The following is a 22,743-nucleotide window of genomic DNA, read 5'->3' as shown; positions in this document are numbered from 1 at the left end:
GGGGCTTTTTGCCGTCAGTCGGTTGCTTGACCCTTGTCACAATTGCGCGGGTATCGGGGTCTACAATCGAAGCCTCTGCGATACATCTTTTACGCAAGGGAGGTCAGCAATGAAGATCCTGATAAAAGAAGTGGCAAAGTCTCAATGGCAGGTGCGTCTGGACCAGCACGTCGTGACCTTTCGCAGTGAAGCCGAGGCTCTGGCCTTCACTCGCACCCTCGAAGCGCGACTCTGCGCGCCCCACCGGATTCCCGAACCCAGCCAGCAGCGCGCCGCCGGCTGAGCTCCAAAGTCGAGCGTTCAGACCTGGGCTTGCGCCAGCGCCCGGGCATTCTGCAAGCGCCGGGTGAGCAGCGCGACGCTCACCACCAGCAAACCGCAAAGGCTGATGACCATGGCCATCGGCACGGCGCTGCCATCGTGCAACACCCCCACCAACGCGGCGGCACCGGCGGCGATGCTGAATTGCAGGCAACCGAGCATTGCCGATGCACTGCCGGCACGGGCGCCCTGACCGTTCATCGCGCAGGCCGAGGCGTTGGGAATGATGCAGCCGAGGCTGGCAATGCAGATGAACAGCGGAATCAGCAACGGCCACAAGGCCTCTGGACGCATCGCGCTCACCGCCAGCAACGTCAGCCCGGCGAGGAAGTACACCCACACCGCGCGCACCAGCAAAAACGCCGGACCACGCTTGACCAGCAAACGAGCATTGACCTGCGCCACCAGAATGAAGCCCGCCGCATTGGTGCCGAACAGCCAGCCAAAATGCTCGGCGGGTACACCGTAGAGCTTGATGAACACAAACGGTGAACCGGCGATGTAGGCGAACATGCCGGCGATGGCGATGCCACCGGTCAGGGCATGGCCGAGGTAGACCGAATCCTTGACCAGTCGCGCGTACTGGCGCAACGCACCGGACAACGGCTGGCGCGGCACGTGGGCCGGCATGCTTTCCGGCAGCCCCAACGCCACCGCCAGACCCGCCGCCGCACTGAACCCGGTGAGGACCAGAAAGATCGACTGCCAACCCGTGGTATTGACCAGCAGCCCACCGAGCATCGGCGCCAGAATCGGCGCCAGGCCCATCACCAGCATCAATTGGGAAAACACCTTCGCCGAGCCCACCGCGTCGCACTTGTCGGCAACCACCGCGCGGGAAATCACCATGCCCGCACAGCCACCGAGTGCCTGGACGAAACGCGCGCCGATCAGCCATTCCAGGCTCGGCGCGTAGGCGCAGGCCAATGACGCCAGGGTGAACAGAGCAACGCCGCTGAGCAGCGGAAGTCGCCGGCCGAAACGATCGGAAATCGGCCCGTAAGCCAGTTGGCCCAGAGACAGACCAAGGAAGTACGCCGCCAGCGTCAGCTGGACATGCTGCTCATCGGTGCCGAAGGCCAGCGCCATGGCCGGGAAGGCAGGTAAATAGAAGTCGATCGCCAAAGGACCGAAGGCGCTCAAGGCGCCGAGTATCAAAATCGTGCGGAAATTCATCAGGCATCCAGGTGGGCAAGTCGCAGCCCGACAGTCTAGCCGCGCCCGGACGCCTTGAACATTCCGATAGCTCGCTAACGATCAATTTCAGACGAGCTTCACCTCATAACCCTCTTCGCGGATCGCTGCGATGACCTGATCGGCACTTAGCGCGCTTTCGACGCCGACTTCCTTGGCTGCCAGATCGACGCGCACGCTGGCCGCCGGATCCATGGCTTGCACCGCTTGAGTAATGGCTTTGACGCAATGACCGCAGGACATGCCTTGAACATTGAACACTTGCATGGGAAGACTCCTTTGAGTGAGGTTGTCGGCAGTCTCAGGCTTGCCACGATGGCAAGGTCAAGTTCTGCGAAAAACTGCCGGGCTGGCAATCGGCGCCGCGCTCGGCCAAGCTGCGTGCATCAATGACTCGAATTCAGGAGATTCAGCCATGCGCTGGTCAGCTTTGGGCCTGTTTGGCTTGCTCAGCCTTTTCGCCGCCGTCCCGCAGGTGCAAGCCGCCGGCGAGGATTACGCGGTACTGATCATTTCCCGCGAGCGCCTCGAAGTGGCGACCTCGTGCGAGATCGGCGTGTATATCCAGGACCAACTCTCGGCACGCCTGTTCCAGGAGCAGAGCGCTTCGTTCAACCTGCCGCCGGGCAAGGTTTCGCTGCGCCTGAAACTGCTGCCGGGCCAGGCACCGGGTTGCAACCCCGGCATGCTCGCACCGGGTTCGCAGGAAGTCGTGCTGCGTGCCGGGGATGTGCTGAAGTTCCGCCTGGCGATGAATGCCGAAGGCGTGTACCTGAAGCGGGCTGGCCTGGGTTACTGAGCCAATCGCCGATCCGTTGCCGATCGTTCCCACGCTCTGCGTGGGAATGCAGCCATGGACGCTCTGCGTCCCGAAGCGTGACGCGGAGCGTCACAGGAGGCATTCCCACGCGGAGCGTGGGAACGATCAACATCTTGCGGAATGGTGCTTGACCTTGCCCGCATGGCAAGGTTGATCCTGTAGACATCCACTACAGGGAGCGCGACCGATGTCCGAATCCACCACTTTCGACCTGCCGATTGCCGGCATGACCTGCGCCAGTTGCGCCGGGCGTGTCGAGCGGGCGCTGCGCAAGGTCAGCGGCGCCAGTGCCGTCAGCGTCAACCTCGCCACCGAACAGGCCCGGGTACAGGCGCCCGGCGACAGCCTGCCGGCGCTGATGCAAGCCGTGGAGCGCGCCGGTTACAGCGTGCCCCGGCAAACCGTCGAATTGAGCATCGACGGCATGACCTGCGCGTCCTGCGTCGGTCGCGTCGAACGCGCCCTGAGCAAAGTCCCAGGCGTGAGCAGCGTCAGTGTCAATCTGGCCAACGAACGTGCGCACATCGAATTGCTCGGCCAGGTCGATACGCAATCCCTGCTCGACGCAGTGAGCAAGGCCGGTTACTCGGCCAGCGTCTGGCAAGCCGAACGGCCACAGTCCGATGACCAGCAAAAACGCCTGCACCGCGAGCGCTGGGCATTGATCTGTGCGATCGCCCTTGCTCTGCCGTTGGTGTTGCCGATGTTGCTGCAGCCGTTCGGCATTCATTGGATGCTCCCGGCCTGGGCGCAATTCGCCCTCGCCACCCCCGTGCAATTCATCTTCGGCGCACGCTTTTATGTGGCGGCGTGGAAAGCCGTGCGCGCCGGCGCCGGCAACATGGACCTGCTCGTCGCCCTCGGCACCAGCGCCGGTTATGGCCTGAGTGTCTATGAATGGGCCAGCGCGGCAGGACGCATGCCGCATCTGTATTTCGAGGCCTCGGCGGTGGTCATCGCTTTGGTGTTGCTCGGCAAATATCTCGAAAGCCGCGCCAAACGCCAGACCGCCAGCGCCATTCGCGCTCTTGAAGCGTTGCGGCCGGAGCGGGCGATTCAAGTCATCGACGGGCGTGAGCAGGACGTTGCGATCAGCGCCCTGCGCCTCGACGATCTGGTGCTGGTCAAACCCGGCGAACGCTTCCCGGTGGATGGCGAAGTCGTCGAAGGCCAGAGCCACGCCGACGAAGCGCTGATCAGCGGCGAAAGCCTGCCAGTGCCAAAACAACCGGGCGACAAGGTCACCGGCGGCGCGATCAACGGCGAGGGTCGTTTGCTGGTGCGCACCCAGGCGCTCGGGGCGGAAACGGTGCTGGCGCGGATCATTCGTCTGGTCGAAGACGCGCAAGCAGCGAAAGCGCCGATCCAGAAACTGGTGGACAAGGTCAGCCAGATTTTCGTGCCGACCGTGTTGCTGATTGCCCTGGCCACGCTGATCGGCTGGTGGCTGTACGGCGCACCGCTGGAAACTGCGGTGATCAATGCCGTCGCCGTACTGGTGATCGCCTGCCCGTGCGCCCTCGGCCTCGCCACTCCGACGGCGATCATGGCCGGCACCGGCGTAGCGGCGCGCCACGGCATTCTGATCAAGGACGCCGAAGCGCTGGAGCGCGCCCATGAAGTCAGCAGCGTGGTGTTCGACAAGACCGGCACGCTGACCTCGGGCACGCCGCGTATCGCGCACTTCAGCGCGGTCGATGGTGACGAGAATAATCTGCTGACCTTGGCCGGTGCATTGCAGCGCGGCAGCGAGCATCCGTTGGCCAGAGCGGTGCTGGATGCCGCCGCCGAACGCGGCTTGGACGTGCCCGATGTCAGCGACAGCCAGGCGCTGACCGGACGCGGCATCGCCGGCACGCTGGATGGCCGGCGCCTGGCGCTGGGCAATCGGCGGATGCTCGACGAAAGCGCCTTGAGTGCCGGTGAATTGAGCACATCCGCCGAAGCGTGGGAACGCGAAGGCCGCACACTGTCGTGGCTGATCGAACAAAGTCCTCAGCCGAAGGTGCTGGGTCTGTTCGCCTTCGGTGACACGCTGAAACCCGGCGCTCTGCAAGCGGTGCAACAACTCGCCGCACGGGATATCCAGAGCCACCTGCTGACCGGCGACAATCGTGGCAGCGCACGGGTGGTGGCCGAGGCTCTGGGCATCCAAAATGTCCACGCCGAAGTGCTGCCTGCCGACAAGGCCGCGACCGTCGCCGAGCTGAAGAAAACCGGCGTGGTCGCGATGGTCGGCGACGGCATCAACGACGCCCCGGCGCTCGCCGCCGCAGACATCGGCATCGCCATGGGCGGCGGCACCGACGTTGCCATGCACGCGGCCGGTATCACCCTGATGCGCGGCGATCCGCGACTGGTGCCGGCGGCGCTGGAGATCAGTCGCAAGACCTACGCGAAGATTCGCCAGAACCTGTTCTGGGCCTTTGTCTACAACCTGATCGGCATTCCGCTGGCGGTGTTCGGTTTCCTCAATCCGGTGCTGGCCGGTGCGGCGATGGCGCTGTCGAGCGTCAGCGTGGTGAGCAATGCGCTACTGTTGAAAACCTGGAAACCCAAGGACCTGGAGGAACACCGATGAACATCGGCCAAGCAGCCCGGCAGAGTGGCCTGAGCGCAAAAATGATTCGTTATTACGAGTCGATCGGCCTGCTCAAAGCGGCCAATCGCACCGACAGCGGCTACCGCGTGTACGGCAGCGATGACCTGCACACGCTGGCGTTTATCAAGCGCTCGCGGGATCTGGGCTTTTCCCTGGAAGAGGTCGGCAAGCTGCTGACCCTCTGGCAGGATCGCCAGCGCGCCAGCGCCGATGTGAAAGCACTGGCGCGCCAGCACATCGACGAGCTGAACCAGAAGATCCGCGAGCTCGGCGAGTTGCGCGACACCCTGCAGGATCTGGTCAAGCATTGCAGCGGCGACCATCGCCCGGACTGCCCGATCCTCAAGGAGCTGGCGTCGGGCTGCTGCGCGCAACCCGCCCGCGCCTGATCCCCAGCAGCGTCACCACGCACAACGTACCGAGGGGAATGCCGTGGAACAGCATGACCACGGCCCCCGGCGTCCACCACGCATAGAACGGCGCAGCGACCAACATGCCGATGCCGAAACCGCTCATCTGCAGCAAGGTCAGCACGCTGAAAATCGGCAGGCGCAACGCCGCAGGTTCCCGTTGCAGCCGTGACATCAGGCTGACTTCGGAAACCCCGTCGCCAAGCCCCGCCGGCAAGGCGAACAGCAGCAGACCGTAGAGGCTGTGCTGCTGGAACATCAGAATGAAACCGCAGGACATCAGCGCCACGCCGCAGAAAAATCTTCTTTCAAGGTGGCTGTTCTCCGAGCCCTTGAGGTGACTGGCGATGCGTGCGCCGAGCAGTTTGCCGCCGGCCCATACCGCAAGCGCCAGGCCCAAGGTCGTACTCGCCGCCTCGGGCGTGAGCAGTTTCGAAATGATCGGGAAGCCGACGTTATGCGCGGCACTGCCCAAGGTGTCGGCCATGGTCACCGCGAGCATGGCCGCGACCACTGGCACCGAACGCAGGCCTTGCCGCAGCGCAAACCATTCACCGCGTTGCGGCTGTTCGCTGACATCGGTTTTTTCGAAACGCAGCGGCACGATCAGCAGCGCCGCGAGCAAATAGGTCAGCGCGTTGAGGGCGAAGACCGTTTCGAAACCAAAAGCAGCCACCAGCAACCCCGACACCAGACTGCCGCCGACCATCGCCGCAGAAGAAGCTGAAGTGATCCAGGCATTGGCCTTGAGCAATTGCGCCGGCGCGATCAAACGCGGCAACTGGCTGTTGAGGCCGATGGCGAACATCGAATTGCCCAAGCCGAGGCCGAAGGCAATCAACGGCAACAGCCACGCCTGCTGATTCGCCGGTGTGATCAACAGCAGTCCCAGCAGTGCGGCGCGCAACAGATCGAAAGCAATCAGCGGCGCGCGGCCCTGCCAGCGCCGGTAGAAGCGCGTGCCGATCAGGCTGGCGAAAATTCCGCCACCGACGCGGCTGGCAAGGAAGATGCCGACGCTCATGGCGCTGTTGCTCAGCAAATAAACGTAAGTGGCCAGCGCGACCATGTTGAGGAAGGCGCCGAAATCGGAGATCAGCCGGGCGGTTACGATCAGGTGGATGTTGCGCGGGGTGGTCACATTCAGTCCTTGAGTGTGGTTGGAGCTGTGGACAGTAGACGCGAATAAGCCAGGATCCGAAAGCCCCCTCACCCTAGCCCTCTCCCAAAGGGAGAGGGGACCGATTGGGGGATATTTGGGAGATACACCGACCTGAACGTTTTTCTTTGAATCCATAATCGACTCGGTTTTTTCAGGTCGATGTATGGCTAAAGACACCTCGGTCGGCCCCCTCTCCCTCCGGGAGAGGGCTGGGGTGAGGGTGCTTTTTGACTCAAACAAAAAACCCGGCCGAAGCCGGATTTTTCATCACGCGATCACTGCATCCACGGCGGTGGAGGCGGTTCTTCGGGTTTGCCTTTCGGCGCGTCGTCCGCCGCGCGAATGGCCTGCTTGCGTTCCTCGTCGAGGCGCGCCGCTTCGATTTCGCGCAGCACCCCGCCAACATCGGCCAGGTCCTCCGGATCGTCGAACTCGCCGGTCAGCACACTGTTCGGGTGCAAGGTGCCGGCTTCGTACAACGCCCACATTTCCTTGGCATATTTGGTCTTCTTCAATTCCGGCGCGAAACGGCCGAAGTACGAAGCCATGTTGCCAACGTCACGCTCGAGCATGCTGAACGCGTGGTTGTTACCCGCAGCGTCGACTGCCTGGGGCAGGTCAATAATCACCGGACCGGTCGGGGTCAGCAGCACGTTGAACTCGGAGAGGTCACCGTGCACCAGACCGGTACACAACATCAACACGATCTGCGAAATCAGGAACGCGTGATACTCGCGCGCCTGATCCGGCTCCAGTACCACGTCGTTCAGACGCGGCGCGGCGTCGCCGAATTCGTCGGCCACCAGCTCCATCAACAGCACGCCGTCGAGGAAGTCATAGGGTTTGGGCACTCGCACACCGGCGCCGGCCAGACGGAACAGCGCCGCCACTTCGGCGTTCTGCCAGGCGTCTTCGGTCTCTTTGCGACCGAACTTGGACCCCTTCGCCATGGCCCGCGCCTGACGGCTGTTACGAACCTTGCGGCCTTCCTGATACTCGGCTGCCTGGCGGAAACTGCGTTTATTCGCCTCCTTGTAGACCTTGGCGCAACGTAACTGATTGCCGCAGCGCACTACATAAACAGCTGCCTCTTTGCCACTCATCAGTGGGCGCAGCACTTCGTCGACCAGACCGTCCTCGATCAGGGGTTCAATGCGTTTTGGAGTCTTCATCAGCTTTTATTGTGGGTCCTTTATTACCAAACACGCGAATGTCACTCGTTATACGGCAATCCTCGCCCGACGGGGAGGGGTTGCCGACCTGTGAACCTTGAAGATGCACACACTGTGCCGGATCAATCGCAGCGACCCGGGCGAATCATAGCCGAGACCGTGGCATTGATTGGTATCGGTCGGCAAGGGCATTTGCGACAGAATCTGACATGCACATGCATCGGAAACCCTGTGGGAGCGAGCCTGCTCGCGAAAGCGGTCTGTCAGCAGAGAATGATGGCGACTGACACGGCGCCTTCGCGAGCAGGCTCACTCCTACACGGGATCGCGTTTAGCGTTCGATAATCGCGGTGACACCCTGCCCGCCCGCTGCACAGATCGAGATCAACCCTCGCCCCTTGCCCGCCGCATCCAGCAGCTTGGCCAGATTCGCGACAATGCGCCCGCCCGTCGCAGCAAACGGGTGCCCCGCCGCCAGCGAACTGCCTTTGACGTTAAGCCGACTGCGATCAATCGAACCCAGGGCCGCGTCGAGCCCCAAGCGGGTTTTGCAATATTCCGGATCTTCCCAGGCCTTGAGCGTGCACAGGACCTGCGCAGCGAAGGCTTCGTGAATTTCGTAGTAATCAAAATCCTGCAACGTCAGCCCATTGCGCGCCAGCAAGCGTGGCACGGCATATACCGGCGCCATCAGCAGGCCCTCGGCACCGTTGACGAAATCCACCGCCGCCGCCTCTCCGTCGCGCAGATAAGCGAGGATCGGCAAGCCGCGCGCTTTGGCCCATTCCTCACTTCCCAGCAACACCACCGAAGCGCCATCGGTGAGCGGCGTAGAGTTACCCGCCGTCAGCGTGCCCTTGGCGCTTTTCTCGAAGGCCGGTTTCAGCGTGGCGAGTTTTTCCAGGGTCAGGTCCGGGCGCAGATTGTTGTCGCGGGTCAGGCCGAGGAACGGCGTCATCAGATCGTTGTGCCAGCCTTCGCTGTAGGAAGCGGCGAGTTTGTGGTGGCTTTCGAGGGCCAGTTGATCCTGTTCTTCGCGGGGAATATTCCAGGTCTGCGCCATCAGTTCGCAATGCTCGCCCATCGACAGGCCAGTGCGTGGCTCGCCGTTGCGCGGGAATTCGGGAATCAGATGCCGGGGGCGCAACTGCAAAAGGGTTTTCAGTTTGTCGCCGGTGCTCTTGGCGCGGTTGGCCTGTAGAAGAATCCTGCGCAGGCCTTCGCTGACGCTGATCGGCGCATCGGAAGTGGTGTCGACGCCGCCGGCGATGCCGCAGTCGATCTGGCCGAGGGCGATTTTGTTGGCCACCAGCAGCGCCGCTTCCAGACCGGTGCCGCAGGCTTGCTGGATGTCATAGGCCGGTGTCGCTGGAGACAGGCGCGAGCCGAGCACGCATTCGCGGGTCAGGTTCATATCCCGTGACAATTTGAGCACCGCGCCGGTAACCACCTCGCCGATGCGCTGGCCGTGCAGGTTGTAGCGTTCGATCAGGCCTTCCAGCGCGGCGGTGAGCATCGCCTGATTGCTGGCGGTGGCGTACGGCCCGTTGGAGCGGGCGAAAGGGATGCGGTTACCGCCGATGATCGCGACGCGGCGCAGCTGGGTCATGGATAACTCCTGTGGAATTTGCGGATTCACATGGAAACCTGTGGGAGCTGGCTTGCCAGCGATGGGGGCGGCATTTCCAACCCTTCAGCGGCTGGCACTCCGCCATCGCGGGCAAGCCCGCTCCCACAGGGTCAGTGGTCTACTCTGCTAAACCAGCGTAGGCCTTAATGCGCCGATCGAACGATTGATTGCCGTGGACAGTCCACACTTTGAACCCCAACTTCTGGAGAGCGTTCCATGTCTGACCGCTATATCGACTTCGCCAACTCATCCTTCGGCCATCGTCTGGTCGGGGCCTTGGGCCTGCCGTCGCCGGTGCGGCTGGAACGCTGGCAGGCGGGGCGTCTGCGGCCGATCGAGGGCGCCCTGTTGATCGGTGGCGGGCCGCTGGCCGAACGGATCAGCGGGTTTGCCAATCGCTTGACCGACGCGATCTACAGCTACGGCACCGAGCCCTCGCTGGCCACCGCGTGGATCCCCGGCCACGGGCCGAAAATCAAAGCGGTGGTGTTCGACGCCAGCGCTCTGCAACACACTGACCAGCTCAAGCAACTGCGCGAATTCTTCCAGCCATTGATGAAGAACCTCGACCATAGCGCGCATCTGGTGATCCTCGGTCGCGCGCCGGAATCCTTGAGTGATCCATTCGCCTCCAGCGCACAACGAGCACTCGAAGGCTTCTCCCGCTCACTGGCCAAAGAGCTGCGCGGCGGTGGCACCTTGCAGCTGATTTACGTCGGCGAAGGTGCCGAAGATCAACTGGAAGGCCCGCTGCGATTTTTCCTCTCGCCGAAAAGTGCATTCGTTTCCGGCCAGGTGATTCGCCTGACCGCGTGCGCTACGCCAGTCACTGACTGGACCCGCCCGCTGGCCGGGCGCAAGGCGCTGGTCACCGGTGCCGCGCGCGGCATCGGCGCGTCGATTGCCGAAACCCTGGCCCGTGATGGCGCCGAGGTGATCCTCCTCGACGTACCGCCAGCCAAGACCGACCTTGAGGCCCTTGCCGCGCGCCTCGGCGGCCGTGCGATCACCCTCGATATCTGCGCCGATGACGCCGCCGCGCAATTGATCGAACAGCTGCCCGACGGCCTCGACATCCTCGTGCACAACGCCGGCATCACCCGTGACAAAACCCTGGCCAACATGACCCCGGAATTCTGGGACGCGGTGCTGGCCGTCAACCTCAACGCGCCGCAAGTGCTGACCAAGGCGCTGCTCGACAGCGGCACCCTGCGCGACAACGCACGGGTGGTCCTGCTCGCCTCGATCAGCGGCATCGCCGGCAATCGCGGGCAGACCAATTACGCGGCGAGCAAGGCTGGCCTGATCGGTCTGGCCCAGGCCTGGGCGCCGACGCTGCTGGAACGCGGCATCAGCGTCAACGCCGTGGCTCCCGGTTTCATCGAAACGCAAATGACCGCGCACATTCCGTTCGGCCTGCGCGAAGCCGGGCGGCGCATGAGTTCGCTGGGCCAGGGCGGCTTGCCGCAAGACGTCGCCGAAGCCGTGGCGTGGCTGGCGCAACCGGGCACGGGCGCGTTCACCGGGCAGGCGTTGCGGGTCTGTGGGCAAAGCGTTCTGGGGGCTTGAGCATGAGCATCGAATGGCACACGCTGGATCGCGAACCGAGTCTGCCCGCGCTGTACTCGCGCGCAGCGACGCGACGCAAAATCACCGGTACGCAACTGCCCGACAGCGGCCTGCGCTGCTGGGTCGATATCGACGGCAAGCGGCTGGCGGCCTATCGCAAGGTCTGCGGTTTCGTCGATGACGGCCTGCTGCCGCCGACCTATCCACACATCCTCGCCTTCGCCTTGCAGATGCAATTGCTCACGGCCAGGGACTTTCCGTTCCCGCTGCTGGGGCTGATTCACCTGAGCAACCGCATCCGCGTGCTGCGGCCGATGGGCGCCATCAGTCGCGCGCAAGTCAGCGTGCGCGTGCACAACCTGCAACCACATGCCAAGGGCGCGACATTCGATCTGTTGACCACCCTCGACGATCAGCTCGGGCCGCTGTGGGAAGCCGAAAGCCGGATGCTCTGTCGCGGGGTGAAACTCGAGGGCGAGGCGCTGGCTCAGGACTGGCAGCCGTCACAGGATTTGCTCGAAGTGACGCGCTGGACTGCGCCGGCCGATATCGGTCGCCAGTATGCGAAAGTCTCCGGCGACTACAACCCGATTCACCTGAGTGCGGCGAGCGCCAAGCTGTTCGGTTTTCCCACGGCGATCGCGCATGGCTTGTGGAACAAGGCACGCACGCTGGCGGCGCTCTCTGATCACCTGCCCAAAGCCAACCTGGAAATCGCCGTGCACTTTCGCAAACCGGTGCGCCTGCCCAGTGAAGTGACATTGCTGGCCAGTGCCGCGGGCTCCAGCGGTGAGTTGCGCCTGGTCGGTGCCGGCGACCTGGAACATATGGTCGGTCAGTGGCAACCGATCGCCTGATCTGGCGGGGCGGAAAACCCGTTAATTGTGTATATATCACTTAAGTTTTTCCGCGCCCTGCCCGCCGCTTTGCAAAAAACCGAGCCTTGAATTTCAAGGCTTTTTTTTGCCCGTTTATTACTTGGGTACTAGTCCTTCGGCATAGCGCCGAGCCCTCTATATAAAGGGGTTAATACCAACTTGAGAATGGTGAAAAACCTGCCGTCGACTGAGATTACAGCCACGGACGAGGCATCGCCGACGACAGATCGGCGAGCCATCGAAGGCAACGTAACGTTGTGACAGGTGCAGGAATCTCAATCATGAAAACTCAAGTGATGTGGTCCAAATCGGCAATCGCGCTGGCACTGATTCTTTCGGTCGGCCTCGTCGGCTGCAGCAGCGGCGGTGGCGGCCATCGCAGCAGTTCGGGCAGCTCGACGGCGGACGGCACGGCGGGCACCGATGGCAGCGGTGGCGCGGGCGGCGGAAGCGGCGGCGATACTGCCGGCACTGGCGGCGGAACCGGTGGCACTGGCGGTACCGGCGGTGGCACTGATCCGACCAACCCAACCAATCCGACAGACCCGACCGATCCCACCAACCCGACCAATCCCGCTGCACCTTCGCTGGTGACCACAACACTTGTTCAGGATGTCGGCAAAACCGTCAGCGGTGTCGGTGATGGCGTCGGCCAGATCGGTGATTCGCTGAGCACGGTTCCAGTCGCTGGCGGCATCGTACAAAGCCTGGCCAACACCACCGGCAACGTCGTCAGTACCTTGGGCGATGGTGTCAGCAATGGCATCGGCAAACTGGCCACTGACCCCAACGGTCTGACCACCACAGCGGCCTCGCTTGGCGGCGTGGTTTCCGATGTTGGCGACGGCGTGTCGGACCTCAGCGTCAAACTGAACACAACGACCCGTAGCGTTCCCGTCGTGGGCGGCGTAGTCACCCGCGTGGCGCCGCTGGTCGATGGCATCGGTGAAAAAGTCACCATGCTTGGCGACACCCTCAACACCTCACTGACCAGCGGCCCGACCAGCCAGTTGACCAACAAGGTCGGCAGCGGCCTGGTGCCGGTGATCGCCATGGTCGAAAGCACCACCGACAAGCTCGGCGATGCCACCGGCCTGGGTGATCCGCTCAAAGGGGTGATCTCGAAAGTGGGCGGCACGGTGAACAGCCTCGGCGGCAAAGTTACCGACGCAGGCAGCGGCAATGCCCTGACCAACACCCTCGGCGGCGCGCTGAGCAACACCGGCACGGCGGTCGGCAAAGCGGGCGGCCTGGTGTCCAATGGCACTGGCTCGGGTACTGGCGGCATCGGTGGCATCGGTGGTGGCCTCGGCGGTACCGGCCTGCTGCAAACCGTCGGTGGTGCGGTGGTCAACGTCGGCAGCGGCCTGAATGCCGGCAGCACCAGCGGCGTGGTCAGTGCCGGCGGTGTTACCGCTGGCGGGCTGGGCACCACGATTGCGTCGATCAACACCGTACTCGGCGGCTCGGGCACACCGATCACTGCAACCACGTCGCCGCTGGCGAGTGTCGGCGCCGCAGTCGGTACGGGCCTCAATCCGGTCACCAGCGCGGTCACCACTGTCACTCAACAGGTCGGCGCCGCTACCGGTCTCGGCACTCCGGTCGCTGGTCTTACAAATCAGGTGGGCGCCGCAGTCGGCAATCTCGGCGGAGCGATTGCCGCCACCAACAACCCGGTCACCACTGCTGTCGGCGGTCTGGTTACCAACGTCGGCGGCACCGTGGCAGCGGTCGGTGGTCTGGTCAACAGCGGCACTGCCACTGGCGGCGGCACGGCAACCGGTGGTCTGGGCGGGGTACTCGGTGGCCTGACCGGCGCGCTGGGCGGCACTCAACGCTAAATTGCACCTGGCCGATTCGACGGCCTTACCTACAGCGCCTACGCTTGGTTGAGGGCGGAAGATTCCCACGAGTCTTCCGCCTTTTTTCTACGGAAAAACTTGCCCTGTGCTGTGTTCTGACCATGGAGTGTCCTATGCGCGTACTGGCATCCCTGCTGTGCCTGAGCCTCAGTTCCGCTGCCCTCGCCGACACCTTGCCCAGTTTTCTCAACAGTAACGAAACCATCCGCAACCTCCCCGTACCCAACCTGCCCGCCGACGCCTATCGGCCGAGCGCGGCGCCGCTGCAAGTGCCGGACCCGGGTGCGACCGCCGCGCAGCCACTGCTGATGGAAACCAAAGTCAACCTCAAGACCGTGCAGATCGAAGGCGGCACGATCTACCCGCTCAACGAACTCGCGGAAATCTACAAGCCACTGATCGGCCGCCAGGCCAGCCTTGCCGAACTGATCGAAGCCACGCGCAACATCACCCGTCGCTATCAGCAGGACGGCTATCTGTTGTCCTACGCGTTCCTGCCGCAACAGAGCTTCGATGACGGCGTGGCGCGGGTGGTGCTGGTCGAGGGCTACGTGCGCGATATCCAGATGCAGGGCGACATCGGCCGGGTCAAAGGCCTGCTCGACAAACTCGCCGCGAAAATCCAGGCCGAACGCCCGCTGACGCGCAAAACCTTCGAGCGCTACACCACGCTGATGAGCCGCATTCCCGGGGTAACCATTCAAGCGCAAGTGCCGCCACCGGGCACCACCGATGGCGCGACCACACTGGTCGCCCAGGCCAGTCGCAAACCGTTCACCAGCACCCTGAGCACCACCGAAGACAACCGTAACGGCCCGCAAGCGTTGCTCGGTGTCAGCAGCAATTCGCAGACGTCGATGGGCGAACAGTTGAGCCTCAGCGGCCTGTTTCCACCGGGCGACGATAAAGAGCATTACTACCGTCTCGACTACAGCCAGTTCCTCGATACCGAGGGCACGCAACTCAACGTCTCGGCCTCGCGTTACCGCGCCGACCCGGACACCGAAGTGCTGGTGGGCGGTGGCGGACGCCTGAGTACTCACCGCGAGAACGATCGCTACTCGATCGGCTTCAGCACGCCCCTGATCGCCTCCGCCAACGAACTGCTGACCGCCGGCTCGCGCCTGTATGCGGTCGACGACAAGACGCGCTACGACGGCATCAACTTTCCCTTCAGCACCGAACTGCGCACCGACGTCCGCGCCCTGGCTTTCGAAGGCGACTGGCGCAAGGCCGACGCCCGCCAACTGCGCATCCTCAGTGCCGGTGTCTACCAGGGCTTCGACAGCCTCGGCGCGCACACCAACTACGACGACATCGACCTGGATTTCTTCCGCGTCAGACTGTCCGGCGTGCAGAGCGACAAGTTTCTCGACAACTGGCAAGGCGTGCTCTCGGCGGCGCTGTACTGGAGCGACGACACCTTGCCTGACAGCGAACGCGCCGTATTCGGCGGGCAGAACTTCGGCCGTGGCTACCCCGACGACCAGGCCTCGGGCGACAAGGGTTGGGGCGTGGCCTACGAGGTCAACTACAGCTTCAACCGCGACGGCAACTGGGTGCGCATCCTGCAACCCTACGTCGTCGTCGACCGCTCGCGCAGCTGGTTCAACCAACTGCCGGTGCAGGCCAACAACCTGTCATCGACAGCCGTCGGGCTGAGGTTCGGCGATGCCAAGTACTACAACGTCGCCCTGGAAGTGGCGAAGGCCATGTCCGATGAAGCGCTGGATACGTTGAACCGCAAGCCTCGGTACAGCATCAGTTTCAGTTATCAGTTGTGATGGCCGAGCGGTGTGTCAGTCAGGATTTTTTTGACTGACGCACCGCCTTCGCGAGCAGGCTCGCTCCCACAGATTCGGCGGTGTTCACGGTTCCTCAGTACAACCGCCGGCCCTGTAGGAGCAAGCCTGCTCGCGAAAGCGTTCGGCTATTCAACCGATTTATCGCAGCGCTTAAACCAGCCGTTTAAACACACGCCCCGTTACCTCGCAACAGCCCACAAATCCTTGCGCCTTTGCCTACGGCTACGCCAGAATCCGCCGGCTTGTGCGCCTGGGGCGCGGGTTCTATCGTTTGCCTGCCACTGCTCATCAGTGGTCGGGTTTAGTCGCCCGCTTGTCCACGACGCACAGGTTCCTGTCAGCCAGGTATTGCATACCTGCACTTGATGGTGGCTGTGCGCAGGGCGCCTTCGGGCGCGCCGATTTCGTGGCTCATCGGTCGACTAACCTGCGTGCAGCTGCCTCCCTTTCGTTTAGTCGCGAACGGGTTGCGGCCCTACTCCATCAGGAGACTGAGCCCGTGAAAAAAATAACGCCCGATCCACCTCTTGCCGATCCAGCCTTCGCCGACCCGCTCGTCGAAGCGCAAAAACTCAAGGAAGCCGCCGACCGCGCCATCGATTACTACCTCAACCCCCGCCTCATCAAAGACCCTGCCGCACCGCGCAAACCCAGCACCCTGTTCATCGTCGACCCGGCTGCGGACAACGAAACCCTGTTGGTCCATGCCTGCGAATCACTGGCCTCGGCAAGCATCATGGCCAGCGACCTCGCCGGATTTATCGATGGACCGCAGCGCAGCTCCCTGCTGGGAATACAGCAAGTGATCATGCTGGGCGAACTGGCAGTCAACCGCGTACTGGACAGGCTCGTGCCGGAGTGACAAGAGCAAGAGGTTGATTGCGCAGGTGGTGAGTCAGGCAGAGCGTTGTCGGCTGGCAGGCCGCCTTCGCTGGCAAGCCAGCTCCCACAGTTTGAATCGAGTACATCAGCGAGAAACAGGTCGGCTGGCAGGCCGCCTTCGCCGGCAAGCCAGCTCCCACAGTTTGATCGGGTGCGTTCAGTGAGAAACAGGTCGGCTGTCAGGCCGTCTTCGCGAGCAGGCTCACTCCTACAGTTTTGATCGTGGGTGTTCAGTGAGAGACAGGTCGGCTGGCATGCCGCCTTCGCTGGCAAGCCAGCTCCCACAGGATTGATGTACATCAGGAAGAAAATGGTTGGCTGGCATGCCGCCTTCGCGAGCAGGCTCGCTCCCACAGAACAGCAAAATCAAAATCAAATCAAAATCAAAATCAAAAGATCGCAGCCTTCGGCAGCTCCTACACGATGAGCGTTAGCTCGAGTACCGCTTTTGATCTTGATCCACGGGCGACGTCGGAAGGCTGAGTGGAGGGATTGATCCGGGCGTGGGAGCGCAGCGACCGTTCGACGAAGTCGAACACAGCGGAAGGAGGTGCAGCGAAGCAAACCGTAGCCGCTGCGCCCGGATCAGTCACGGAGCGAAGGAACCCGAGCCTGCGAGGGCCGAACGCAGGAGCAAGCCTTTTCGGTTACCTTTTTGGCGTTTGAAAAAGGTGACCCGCCGTAAGGGCGGAACCGTAATCAGCCACCCCCACAGCAACGGATATTCACCCAAAACCCCACCAACACGGTCGGCCCAAAGGCCGCCGAGTCACCCGGCCTGCACCCGAGGCTCGGGAAACAGATTATTGAGAGTCTCCAACAACCTCACGTGATAAATCGGCTTGCGAAACAGATCCAGCACCTGCAACCGCAACATATCGCTGACATCCTCCATATCCGCATGCCCCGACATCACAATCACCGGCAAATGCTCCCGCGACGTATGCTCACGCAGCCGCCTGATCAGCGACATGCCCGACTCCTCGGGCATACGCAGATCAGTAATCACCAAAGCAATATCCGGATGCCGGGTCAACAGATGCAACGCCAGCTTCACCGACGTCGCGGTATGACAGGTAAAGCCCTCCCCCTCCAGCAACTCCGCCAACTCCAGCAACGCGTCTTCTTCATCATCAACCAGAAGCAGTTGTTGGCGGGGCGACGAAGACGCGTTCATAGGCAATACCTGAATACTGAAAGGTAAATCCAGTGTAGTGCGATATCAGCCAAGTGCAGAGTTCACAAAATCACGGCGTTGGCCGGGTCACAGCCGTACCATCGAGCGAGGTCAGAATATTGTTGAAGATCGCCAAGACCCTGTCTCCAAGCGGAGTGACGAACGCCACAACCACCACCGCCACCATCGCCACCACAATCGCATACTCGATCGCCGAAGCACCCTCTTCACTGCGGGCAAATGCGCGAGCCTTGGCCATCAGATAATCAAAAGTCATACCAAACATAGCTCCACTCCTTCGCGCCTCTGGCGCCGACATCACCACTGCGGCAAGGTTCCACCGTGCCACCTGAGCATTGTCAACAAACCCCCGCCCAACAACTGTAAGAACGCATTAATCACAAAGCATTAATCCCATCGTTTTTCCGCCGTTTCCGGCTGTTAACTGGCCAGAGTCATACTTTGGTACGGTTATTTCGCCTGTCATTAATGGCGCTTTTGCTTGGATCAGCTAGCTTGGAAATAGCGAAATAGTTGCATGTTCATAGCTGCCGAAGCAGTCCGCCTTTCGCAAGCAAATGCAATCGGTTGTGCAGCAGGAAAGGGAGAGCCGTCATGAACAGTCGCGTCACCATGGGCCTAGCCGCGTTGCTGTTGCTCGGCGCGGTTTTTGTCGGTTACTGGGGGCTGGTGCTCAGTCGTCAGCCGGCCCCGGTCGCCGAGGCGCCCGTCGCCCCAGCGGTCAGCATTGAACAGACTGTCGCGATTGCCGAAGACCAGACCCGCCAACCGGTGGTGGTGCTGCTCCACGATGTAGCGCCGTTCACGCCGTTGACCGCCGCCGATGTGACCGTGGAAAAACTGCGCAGCGCACCGGCCGGCAGCCTGACCAGCATTGAACAAGCAGTCGGCCGCACACCTTGGCGCCACCTCAGCGCCGGCACCTGGCTCAATGACGAAAGCTTCCAGGCTGGCGGTGCGTTGGCGCGGATGATTCGCCGCGACGAGCGCGCACTGACCGTGGCCGTCGATGAGGTGATCGGTGGCGCCGGGCAGTTGCTGCCGGGCGATTACGTCGATGTGCTGCTGTATCTGCGCGAGGACGCGAGCAATCTGCAGCAGTCGGCGCAGATCGCCGTTCCGGCCCTGCGCGTACTCGGGATCGGTGATCAGTACGGCCTGACCAACGATGGCCAACCGGCATCCCCCAACCTCAGCGCCGAAGAAAAACTCAAACAGGACCAGCGCCGCATCGCCGCACGCACCGTGGTGCTGGCGGTGCCGGAACAACTGCTCAGCCGCCTGATGCTCGCCACTCAAGTCGGCACCTTGCGCCTCGCGGTGCGCAGCAGCGAAGAACAACGGCTGGCCAAATACTGGGCCGGCGAAGCGCAATCGCCCGCGCACCTGGATCGCACCAACAGCCGGCTTTTCCAGTTCACTCAACTCGCCCTGGGCAGCGCCCAAAGAGCACCTGCCACCGCGAGTGCCGGCGCGGCGCCGAGGCCTGCGGTGGAAATCATTCGCGGCAACCAGATCAGCCAACAAACCCCATGACTGCGCAAGGATTCACGTGCATGCAGAGTCGACTCAGACCGACATTGAAACCGGCGCTCCGGGCCTTGCTGTTGTTGGGATTGACGATGGACAGCGCCTTCGCGGCGGTGGGCAACTGCTCGGCACTGCCGCGCCTGCCCTCGGTGATCGAAATCGGTGAAGGCTTCCAGCAGGACATGCAGTCACCGGTGGCAATCACTCGGCTGGCAGTGGGCGATCCGAAAATTGCCGACGTGCATGCCAATGGCGGTTCGTCCTTTTTGCTCACGGGCGTCGGCCCCGGCGCGACCAGCCTGATGGTCTGGACGGCCTGTTCGGCGCAGCCGCAACAAGCCATGGTCTTCGTCCAAGGCGCGGCGACCACGGCGCTGACCAGCAGCGTGCCGTCGGACGATCCGACCCTGCCGTCGCAAGTGCAGACCGACATCCGTTTCGTCGAAGTCAGCCGCACCAAACTCAAGGAAGCCACGGCGTCGCTGATCGGCACGCGCGGTAATTTCCTGTTCGGTTCGCCCGGCACGCTGCCACCAATTGACGGCGTGCCGCAGCCACGCCTGCCGGTGGATAACTCGCTGTTCAATTTCTCCTGGGTCGGCGGCAAGACCATGGCGATCATCAACGCCCTGGAAACCAGCGGCTTCGCCTACACCCTGGCGCGACCAAGTCTGGTGGCGTTGAACGGGCAGAGTGCAAGCTTCTTGGCCGGCGGGGAAATCCCGATTCCGGTGCCCAGTTCCGGCAGCGACAGCGTGTCGATCGAGTACAAGGAGTTTGGCATCCGCCTGACCCTGACGCCGACCATCATCGGCCGCGACCGCATCGCCTTGAAAGTCGCCCCGGAGGTCAGCGAACTGGATTTTGCCAACGCGGTGAACATCGCCGGCACCACCGTTCCGGCGCTGACCATCCGCCGCACCGATACCAGCGTGTCACTGGGTGATGGCGAAAGTTTCGTCATCAGCGGTTTGATCAGCACCACCAACAGCTCGCAAGTGAACAAGTTTCCCGGCCTGGGTGACATTCCCATCCTCGGCGCGTTTTTCAAAGGTTCGCAGATCAAACGCGAAGAGCGCGAGCTGCTGATGATCGTCACCCCGCACCTGGTCCAGCCACTGGCGGCGGACGCGCGACTGCCGTCGTTGCCGGGGGAGAAACTGCGCAATTACGACCCGAATTTCTATCGCATGTTCTTCCTCGAGAACGGCAACTTCGACAAGCGCAGCGGGTTGTCGCAATGAACCAGAATCTCAGTCAGACCTTCCTCGCCATCACCCGCAACAGCACCGATCTGGAATGGCTGCAAAGCGCCCTCGCGCCACTCGGCCAGGTCATCAGCGCCGGTGCCGGCAGCCTCGACGAATTGCTCGCACTGGTCGATGTAACGTTCGCCAATCTGGTCTTCGTCGGTCTCGACCGCGAGCATGTCGTGGCGCAGAGCGCGCTGATCGAAGGTGCGCTGGAAGCCAAGCCGATGCTGGCGATCGTTGCTCTTGGCGACGGCATGGACAATCAGCTTGTGCTCAATGCGATGCGCGCCGGCGCGCGGGATTTTGTCGCCTATGGCTCGCGTTCCAGCGAAGTCGCCGGACTGGTGCGGCGCCTGGGCAAACGCCTGCCCGCCGTCACTCCCAATACCCAGCTCGGCGGGCTTACCGTGATGTACGGCGTGCAGAGCAGTTCCGACGGTGCCTTGCTCGCCAATCACATGGCCATGGTCGTGCAGAAAAGCGGCCAGCAAACCCTGCTGCTCGACCTCGGTCTGCCCCGGGGCGACAGCCTCGCGTTGTTGGGACTGGAGAGTTCGTTTCACTTCGGCGATGCCCTGCGTCATTTGCGCCGCCTCGACGCGACGCTGATCGACAGCGCATTCACCAGCGCCGACCACGGCCTGCGCATTCTTGCCTACGCCAACACTGACGAGCCGCTGGAAACCACCAGCGCCGCCGAGCTGTACATGCTGCTCAGCGCCCTGCGCCAACACTTTCAGCACATTGTCGTGAACCTCACCGGGCAGGCCGACAGTGAGGCATTGCGCACCTTCGTCAGCCATTGCGACAAACTGCTGTGGTACACCGACCAGAACGTACTCAACTGCCGACGCAACCTCGCCGTGCTCAACCAGTGGCGCGAGAAAGGCATGAAACTCGAGCACGGGCGCTTGCTGATCGATCGCTACCTGAGCAACGTTGCGCCGGATGCCGATACCCTGGGCAAGACCTTCAATCTGGAAGTCATCGCCATGCTGGCGTTCAGTCCCGATGTGCGCCTGAACGCGAAAAACCAGGGCGTGAGTCTGTTCGAACTGGCGCCGCGAGAGAAACTCACCCAGAGCCTGCGCGCCCTCGGCGAACGTTTGGCCAAGCGTTCCGAAGGCCTGAGCAAACCGAAAGTCACCTGGTTTGATCGTCTGCGAGGTAACTCATGAGCGCAGAAAAACTCTTTGGCGCGACGCCACGCGGAGCGATCGGTAACAGCGATCACGAAGGCCTGAAACTGGTCCTGCACCGCTACATCATCGACGCCATCGAGGAGTCGGGGAAAAACCTGCTGGAAGGTTCGCGCCAGCAACTGGCGCAGTTCGTCACCGACAAGGTCGCCGAATACATCGCGCGTTTGCACCTGGCGATTTCGCGCTACGAGATGGAGCGCCTGGGCGAGGAAATCGTCGACGAACTCACCGGATTCGGCCCACTGGAAGTCCTGCTGCGCGACCCGTCGGTGACGGAAATTCTGGTCAACGGCCCGCACCGGGTGTTCATCGAGCGCGACGGCGTTTTGCATCAGAGCGATCTGCGTTTTATCGATGCGCATCACGTCGAGCGGGTCATGCAACGCATCCTTGCGCCGCTCGGCCGCCGCCTCGATGAGTCCTCGCCGATGGTCGATGCGCGCCTGCCCGATGGCAGCCGGGTCAACGCGATCATCCCGCCGATTGCCCTCGACGGCCCGTGCCTGTCGATCCGCAAGTTCCGCAAGGACATGCTCAAGAGCACCGACCTGATGGCGATGCAGACCATCGATCTGGCGATTTTCGAATTCCTGCAGAACGCCGTGGGCAGGCGCTGCAACATCCTGATCAGTGGCGGCACCGGCACCGGCAAGACCACGCTGTTGAACATCCTCAGCCAGTTGATCAACCCGCACGAACGGCTGGTGACCATCGAAGACGTCGCCGAACTGCAGCTCGGCCATCCGCATGTGGTGCGCCTGGAAACCCGTCCGCCGAATGCCGAGGGTCATGGCGAGGTCAAGGCCAGCGACCTGATTCGCAACGCCCTGCGCATGCGTCCCGACCGGATCATTCTCGGCGAGATCCGTGGCGTCGAAGTGGTCGACGTGCTCACCGCGATGAACACCGGCCACGACGGTTCGATGAGCACCGTGCATGCCAACAATGCGCAGGACGCGTTGCTGCGTCTGGAGACTCTGGTCGGCCTGACCGGGCGCTCGATCGCCGAACGCACCTTGCGCCAGATGATCTGCGCCGCCCTCGACGTGATCATTCAACTGACACGCATGCCCGACGGTCGACGCTGCGTCAGTGAAGTGGTGGAAGTGGTCGGCATCCGCGAGGACGTCTACGTCACCAACACCCTGTTCCGCCTCGACCGCCGCACGGGGTTCGGCTTTGTGCGCGAAGCGGTCAACCCGGCCGGCGACAAGCTGCGCCAAGACGCTCACCTGGGCTGACGGCGAGGA

General features: G+C 62.6%; 20 protein-coding genes. 13 read left to right on the top strand and 7 right to left on the bottom strand.

Features of this window, described 5'->3' with window-relative positions; translation table 11 throughout:
- Positions 1-109 precede the first annotated feature (109 nt).
- Positions 110-283: a hypothetical protein gene (locus AC0IXA_RS13525; protein ID WP_016771823.1), complete on the top strand. Its 174-nt coding sequence runs from the start codon at positions 110-112 to the stop codon at positions 281-283.
- Between the two features lie 17 nt (positions 284-300).
- Here AC0IXA_RS13525 and AC0IXA_RS13520 read toward each other — a convergent pair whose 3' ends face one another.
- A complete protein-coding gene (locus AC0IXA_RS13520) occupies positions 301-1,497 on the bottom strand; it encodes a multidrug effflux MFS transporter (protein WP_341638545.1) in 1,197 nt (398 codons plus the stop codon).
- A gap of 87 nt (positions 1,498-1,584) precedes the next feature.
- Entirely contained in the window at positions 1,585-1,782 is a 198-nt protein-coding gene (locus AC0IXA_RS13515; RefSeq protein ID WP_341638544.1) for a heavy-metal-associated domain-containing protein, read from the bottom strand.
- A 148-nt stretch (positions 1,783-1,930) separates the two neighbouring features.
- Here AC0IXA_RS13515 and AC0IXA_RS13510 point away from each other — a divergent pair, with 148 nt between their 5' ends.
- The 3 genes from AC0IXA_RS13510 to cueR all read left to right on the top strand — a co-directional run bounded on the left by AC0IXA_RS13510 (position 1,931) and on the right by cueR (position 5,326).
- Positions 1,931-2,314, top strand: a complete 384-nt coding sequence (locus AC0IXA_RS13510; protein WP_341638543.1) for a hypothetical protein — start codon at positions 1,931-1,933, stop codon at positions 2,312-2,314.
- Positions 2,315-2,522: 208 nt separating this feature from the next.
- Positions 2,523-4,916, top strand: coding sequence for a copper resistance metal-translocating P1-type ATPase CueA (gene cueA / locus AC0IXA_RS13505; RefSeq protein WP_471813425.1), 2,394 nt, complete (start codon positions 2,523-2,525; stop codon positions 4,914-4,916).
- Entirely contained in the window at positions 4,913-5,326 is a 414-nt protein-coding gene (gene cueR, locus AC0IXA_RS13500; protein WP_323168513.1) for a Cu(I)-responsive transcriptional regulator, read from the top strand. Before cueA ends, cueR begins: the two co-directional genes overlap by 4 nt.
- Here cueR and AC0IXA_RS13495 read toward each other — a convergent pair.
- From AC0IXA_RS13495 to AC0IXA_RS13485, 3 genes are all read right to left on the bottom strand, one after another.
- Positions 5,280-6,488: an MFS transporter gene (locus tag AC0IXA_RS13495; RefSeq protein ID WP_471813423.1), complete on the bottom strand. Its 1,209-nt coding sequence runs from the start codon at positions 6,486-6,488 to the stop codon at positions 5,280-5,282. The genes cueR and AC0IXA_RS13495 overlap by 47 nt on opposite strands.
- Positions 6,489-6,784: 296 nt before the next feature.
- Complete coding sequence (locus AC0IXA_RS13490) at positions 6,785-7,681, bottom strand: PA4780 family RIO1-like protein kinase (RefSeq protein WP_016771829.1); 897 nt, start codon at positions 7,679-7,681, stop codon at positions 6,785-6,787.
- Between the two features lie 331 nt (positions 7,682-8,012).
- Positions 8,013-9,290: an acetyl-CoA C-acetyltransferase gene (locus tag AC0IXA_RS13485; protein ID WP_341638540.1), complete on the bottom strand. Its 1,278-nt coding sequence runs from the start codon at positions 9,288-9,290 to the stop codon at positions 8,013-8,015.
- Between the two features lie 237 nt (positions 9,291-9,527).
- Here AC0IXA_RS13485 and AC0IXA_RS13480 point away from each other — a divergent pair, with 237 nt between their 5' ends.
- From AC0IXA_RS13480 to AC0IXA_RS13460, 5 genes are all read left to right on the top strand, one after another.
- The gene (locus AC0IXA_RS13480; RefSeq protein ID WP_341638539.1) at positions 9,528-10,880 is read left to right on the top strand and encodes a 3-oxoacyl-ACP reductase; all 1,353 of its coding nucleotides are present in this window, start codon (positions 9,528-9,530) and stop codon (positions 10,878-10,880) included.
- A 2-nt stretch (positions 10,881-10,882) separates the two neighbouring features.
- A complete protein-coding gene (locus AC0IXA_RS13475) occupies positions 10,883-11,737 on the top strand; it encodes a MaoC family dehydratase (protein WP_341638538.1) in 855 nt (284 codons plus the stop codon).
- Between the two features lie 302 nt (positions 11,738-12,039).
- Positions 12,040-13,602: a collagen-like triple helix repeat-containing protein gene (locus AC0IXA_RS13470; protein WP_471813419.1), complete on the top strand. Its 1,563-nt coding sequence runs from the start codon at positions 12,040-12,042 to the stop codon at positions 13,600-13,602.
- Between the two features lie 134 nt (positions 13,603-13,736).
- The gene (locus AC0IXA_RS13465) at positions 13,737-15,407 is read left to right on the top strand and encodes a ShlB/FhaC/HecB family hemolysin secretion/activation protein (protein ID WP_460154318.1); all 1,671 of its coding nucleotides are present in this window, start codon (positions 13,737-13,739) and stop codon (positions 15,405-15,407) included.
- A gap of 520 nt (positions 15,408-15,927) precedes the next feature.
- The gene (locus AC0IXA_RS13460) at positions 15,928-16,290 is read left to right on the top strand and encodes a DUF6124 family protein (protein WP_110603762.1); all 363 of its coding nucleotides are present in this window, start codon (positions 15,928-15,930) and stop codon (positions 16,288-16,290) included.
- Positions 16,291-17,079: 789 nt separating this feature from the next.
- Here AC0IXA_RS13460 and AC0IXA_RS13455 read toward each other — a convergent pair.
- Positions 17,080-17,487, bottom strand: coding sequence for a response regulator (locus AC0IXA_RS13455; RefSeq protein WP_341638534.1), 408 nt, complete (start codon positions 17,485-17,487; stop codon positions 17,080-17,082).
- A 70-nt stretch (positions 17,488-17,557) separates the two neighbouring features.
- Complete coding sequence (locus tag AC0IXA_RS13450) at positions 17,558-17,764, bottom strand: Flp family type IVb pilin (RefSeq protein ID WP_038861137.1); 207 nt, start codon at positions 17,762-17,764, stop codon at positions 17,558-17,560.
- A gap of 338 nt (positions 17,765-18,102) precedes the next feature.
- Here AC0IXA_RS13450 and cpaB point away from each other — a divergent pair, with 338 nt between their 5' ends.
- The 4 genes from cpaB to AC0IXA_RS13430 are packed head-to-tail and all read left to right on the top strand — an operon-like array spanning position 18,103 to position 22,734.
- Positions 18,103-19,044 carry a Flp pilus assembly protein CpaB gene (gene cpaB, locus AC0IXA_RS13445; RefSeq protein ID WP_471813416.1) on the top strand — a complete coding sequence of 314 codons (942 nt, stop codon included), beginning with the start codon at positions 18,103-18,105 and terminating at the stop codon, positions 19,042-19,044.
- A 20-nt stretch (positions 19,045-19,064) separates the two neighbouring features.
- Entirely contained in the window at positions 19,065-20,282 is a 1,218-nt protein-coding gene (locus AC0IXA_RS13440; protein ID WP_024011445.1) for a type II and III secretion system protein family protein, read from the top strand.
- On the top strand, positions 20,279-21,469 hold the full coding sequence (locus AC0IXA_RS13435) for a pilus assembly protein (protein ID WP_471813414.1): 1,191 nt from the start codon (positions 20,279-20,281) through the stop codon (positions 21,467-21,469). The genes AC0IXA_RS13440 and AC0IXA_RS13435 overlap by 4 nt, the downstream gene beginning before the upstream one ends.
- Positions 21,466-22,734: a CpaF family protein gene (locus tag AC0IXA_RS13430; protein ID WP_039763729.1), complete on the top strand. Its 1,269-nt coding sequence runs from the start codon at positions 21,466-21,468 to the stop codon at positions 22,732-22,734. Before AC0IXA_RS13435 ends, AC0IXA_RS13430 begins: the two co-directional genes overlap by 4 nt.
- Positions 22,735-22,743 lie beyond the last annotated feature (9 nt).

It is taken from the genome of Pseudomonas sp. AC083, assembly GCF_979253165.1.
This window is presented reverse-complemented; position numbering and strand designations above follow the sequence as displayed.

Excerpts from the sequence above, each read along its gene's own strand:
- AC0IXA_RS13525 (WP_016771823.1), top strand. The coding sequence starts at position 110 with ATGAAGATCCTGATAAAAGAAGTGGCAAAGTCTCAATGGCAGGTGCGT.
- AC0IXA_RS13520 (WP_341638545.1), bottom strand. The coding sequence starts at position 1,497 with ATGAATTTCCGCACGATTTTGATACTCGGCGCCTTGAGCGCCTTCGGT.
- AC0IXA_RS13515 (WP_341638544.1), bottom strand. The coding sequence starts at position 1,782 with ATGCAAGTGTTCAATGTTCAAGGCATGTCCTGCGGTCATTGCGTCAAA.
- AC0IXA_RS13510 (WP_341638543.1), top strand. The coding sequence starts at position 1,931 with ATGCGCTGGTCAGCTTTGGGCCTGTTTGGCTTGCTCAGCCTTTTCGCC.
- cueA (WP_471813425.1), top strand. The coding sequence starts at position 2,523 with ATGTCCGAATCCACCACTTTCGACCTGCCGATTGCCGGCATGACCTGC.
- cueR (WP_323168513.1), top strand. The coding sequence starts at position 4,913 with ATGAACATCGGCCAAGCAGCCCGGCAGAGTGGCCTGAGCGCAAAAATG.
- AC0IXA_RS13490 (WP_016771829.1), bottom strand. The coding sequence starts at position 7,681 with ATGAAGACTCCAAAACGCATTGAACCCCTGATCGAGGACGGTCTGGTC.
- AC0IXA_RS13485 (WP_341638540.1), bottom strand. The coding sequence starts at position 9,290 with ATGACCCAGCTGCGCCGCGTCGCGATCATCGGCGGTAACCGCATCCCT.
- AC0IXA_RS13480 (WP_341638539.1), top strand. The coding sequence starts at position 9,528 with ATGTCTGACCGCTATATCGACTTCGCCAACTCATCCTTCGGCCATCGT.
- AC0IXA_RS13475 (WP_341638538.1), top strand. The coding sequence starts at position 10,883 with ATGAGCATCGAATGGCACACGCTGGATCGCGAACCGAGTCTGCCCGCG.
- AC0IXA_RS13470 (WP_471813419.1), top strand. The coding sequence starts at position 12,040 with ATGAAAACTCAAGTGATGTGGTCCAAATCGGCAATCGCGCTGGCACTG.
- AC0IXA_RS13465 (WP_460154318.1), top strand. The coding sequence starts at position 13,737 with ATGCGCGTACTGGCATCCCTGCTGTGCCTGAGCCTCAGTTCCGCTGCC.
- AC0IXA_RS13455 (WP_341638534.1), bottom strand. The coding sequence starts at position 17,487 with ATGAACGCGTCTTCGTCGCCCCGCCAACAACTGCTTCTGGTTGATGAT.
- AC0IXA_RS13450 (WP_038861137.1), bottom strand. The coding sequence starts at position 17,764 with ATGACTTTTGATTATCTGATGGCCAAGGCTCGCGCATTTGCCCGCAGT.
- cpaB (WP_471813416.1), top strand. The coding sequence starts at position 18,103 with ATGAACAGTCGCGTCACCATGGGCCTAGCCGCGTTGCTGTTGCTCGGC.
- AC0IXA_RS13440 (WP_024011445.1), top strand. The coding sequence starts at position 19,065 with ATGCAGAGTCGACTCAGACCGACATTGAAACCGGCGCTCCGGGCCTTG.
- AC0IXA_RS13435 (WP_471813414.1), top strand. The coding sequence starts at position 20,279 with ATGAACCAGAATCTCAGTCAGACCTTCCTCGCCATCACCCGCAACAGC.
- AC0IXA_RS13430 (WP_039763729.1), top strand. The coding sequence starts at position 21,466 with ATGAGCGCAGAAAAACTCTTTGGCGCGACGCCACGCGGAGCGATCGGT.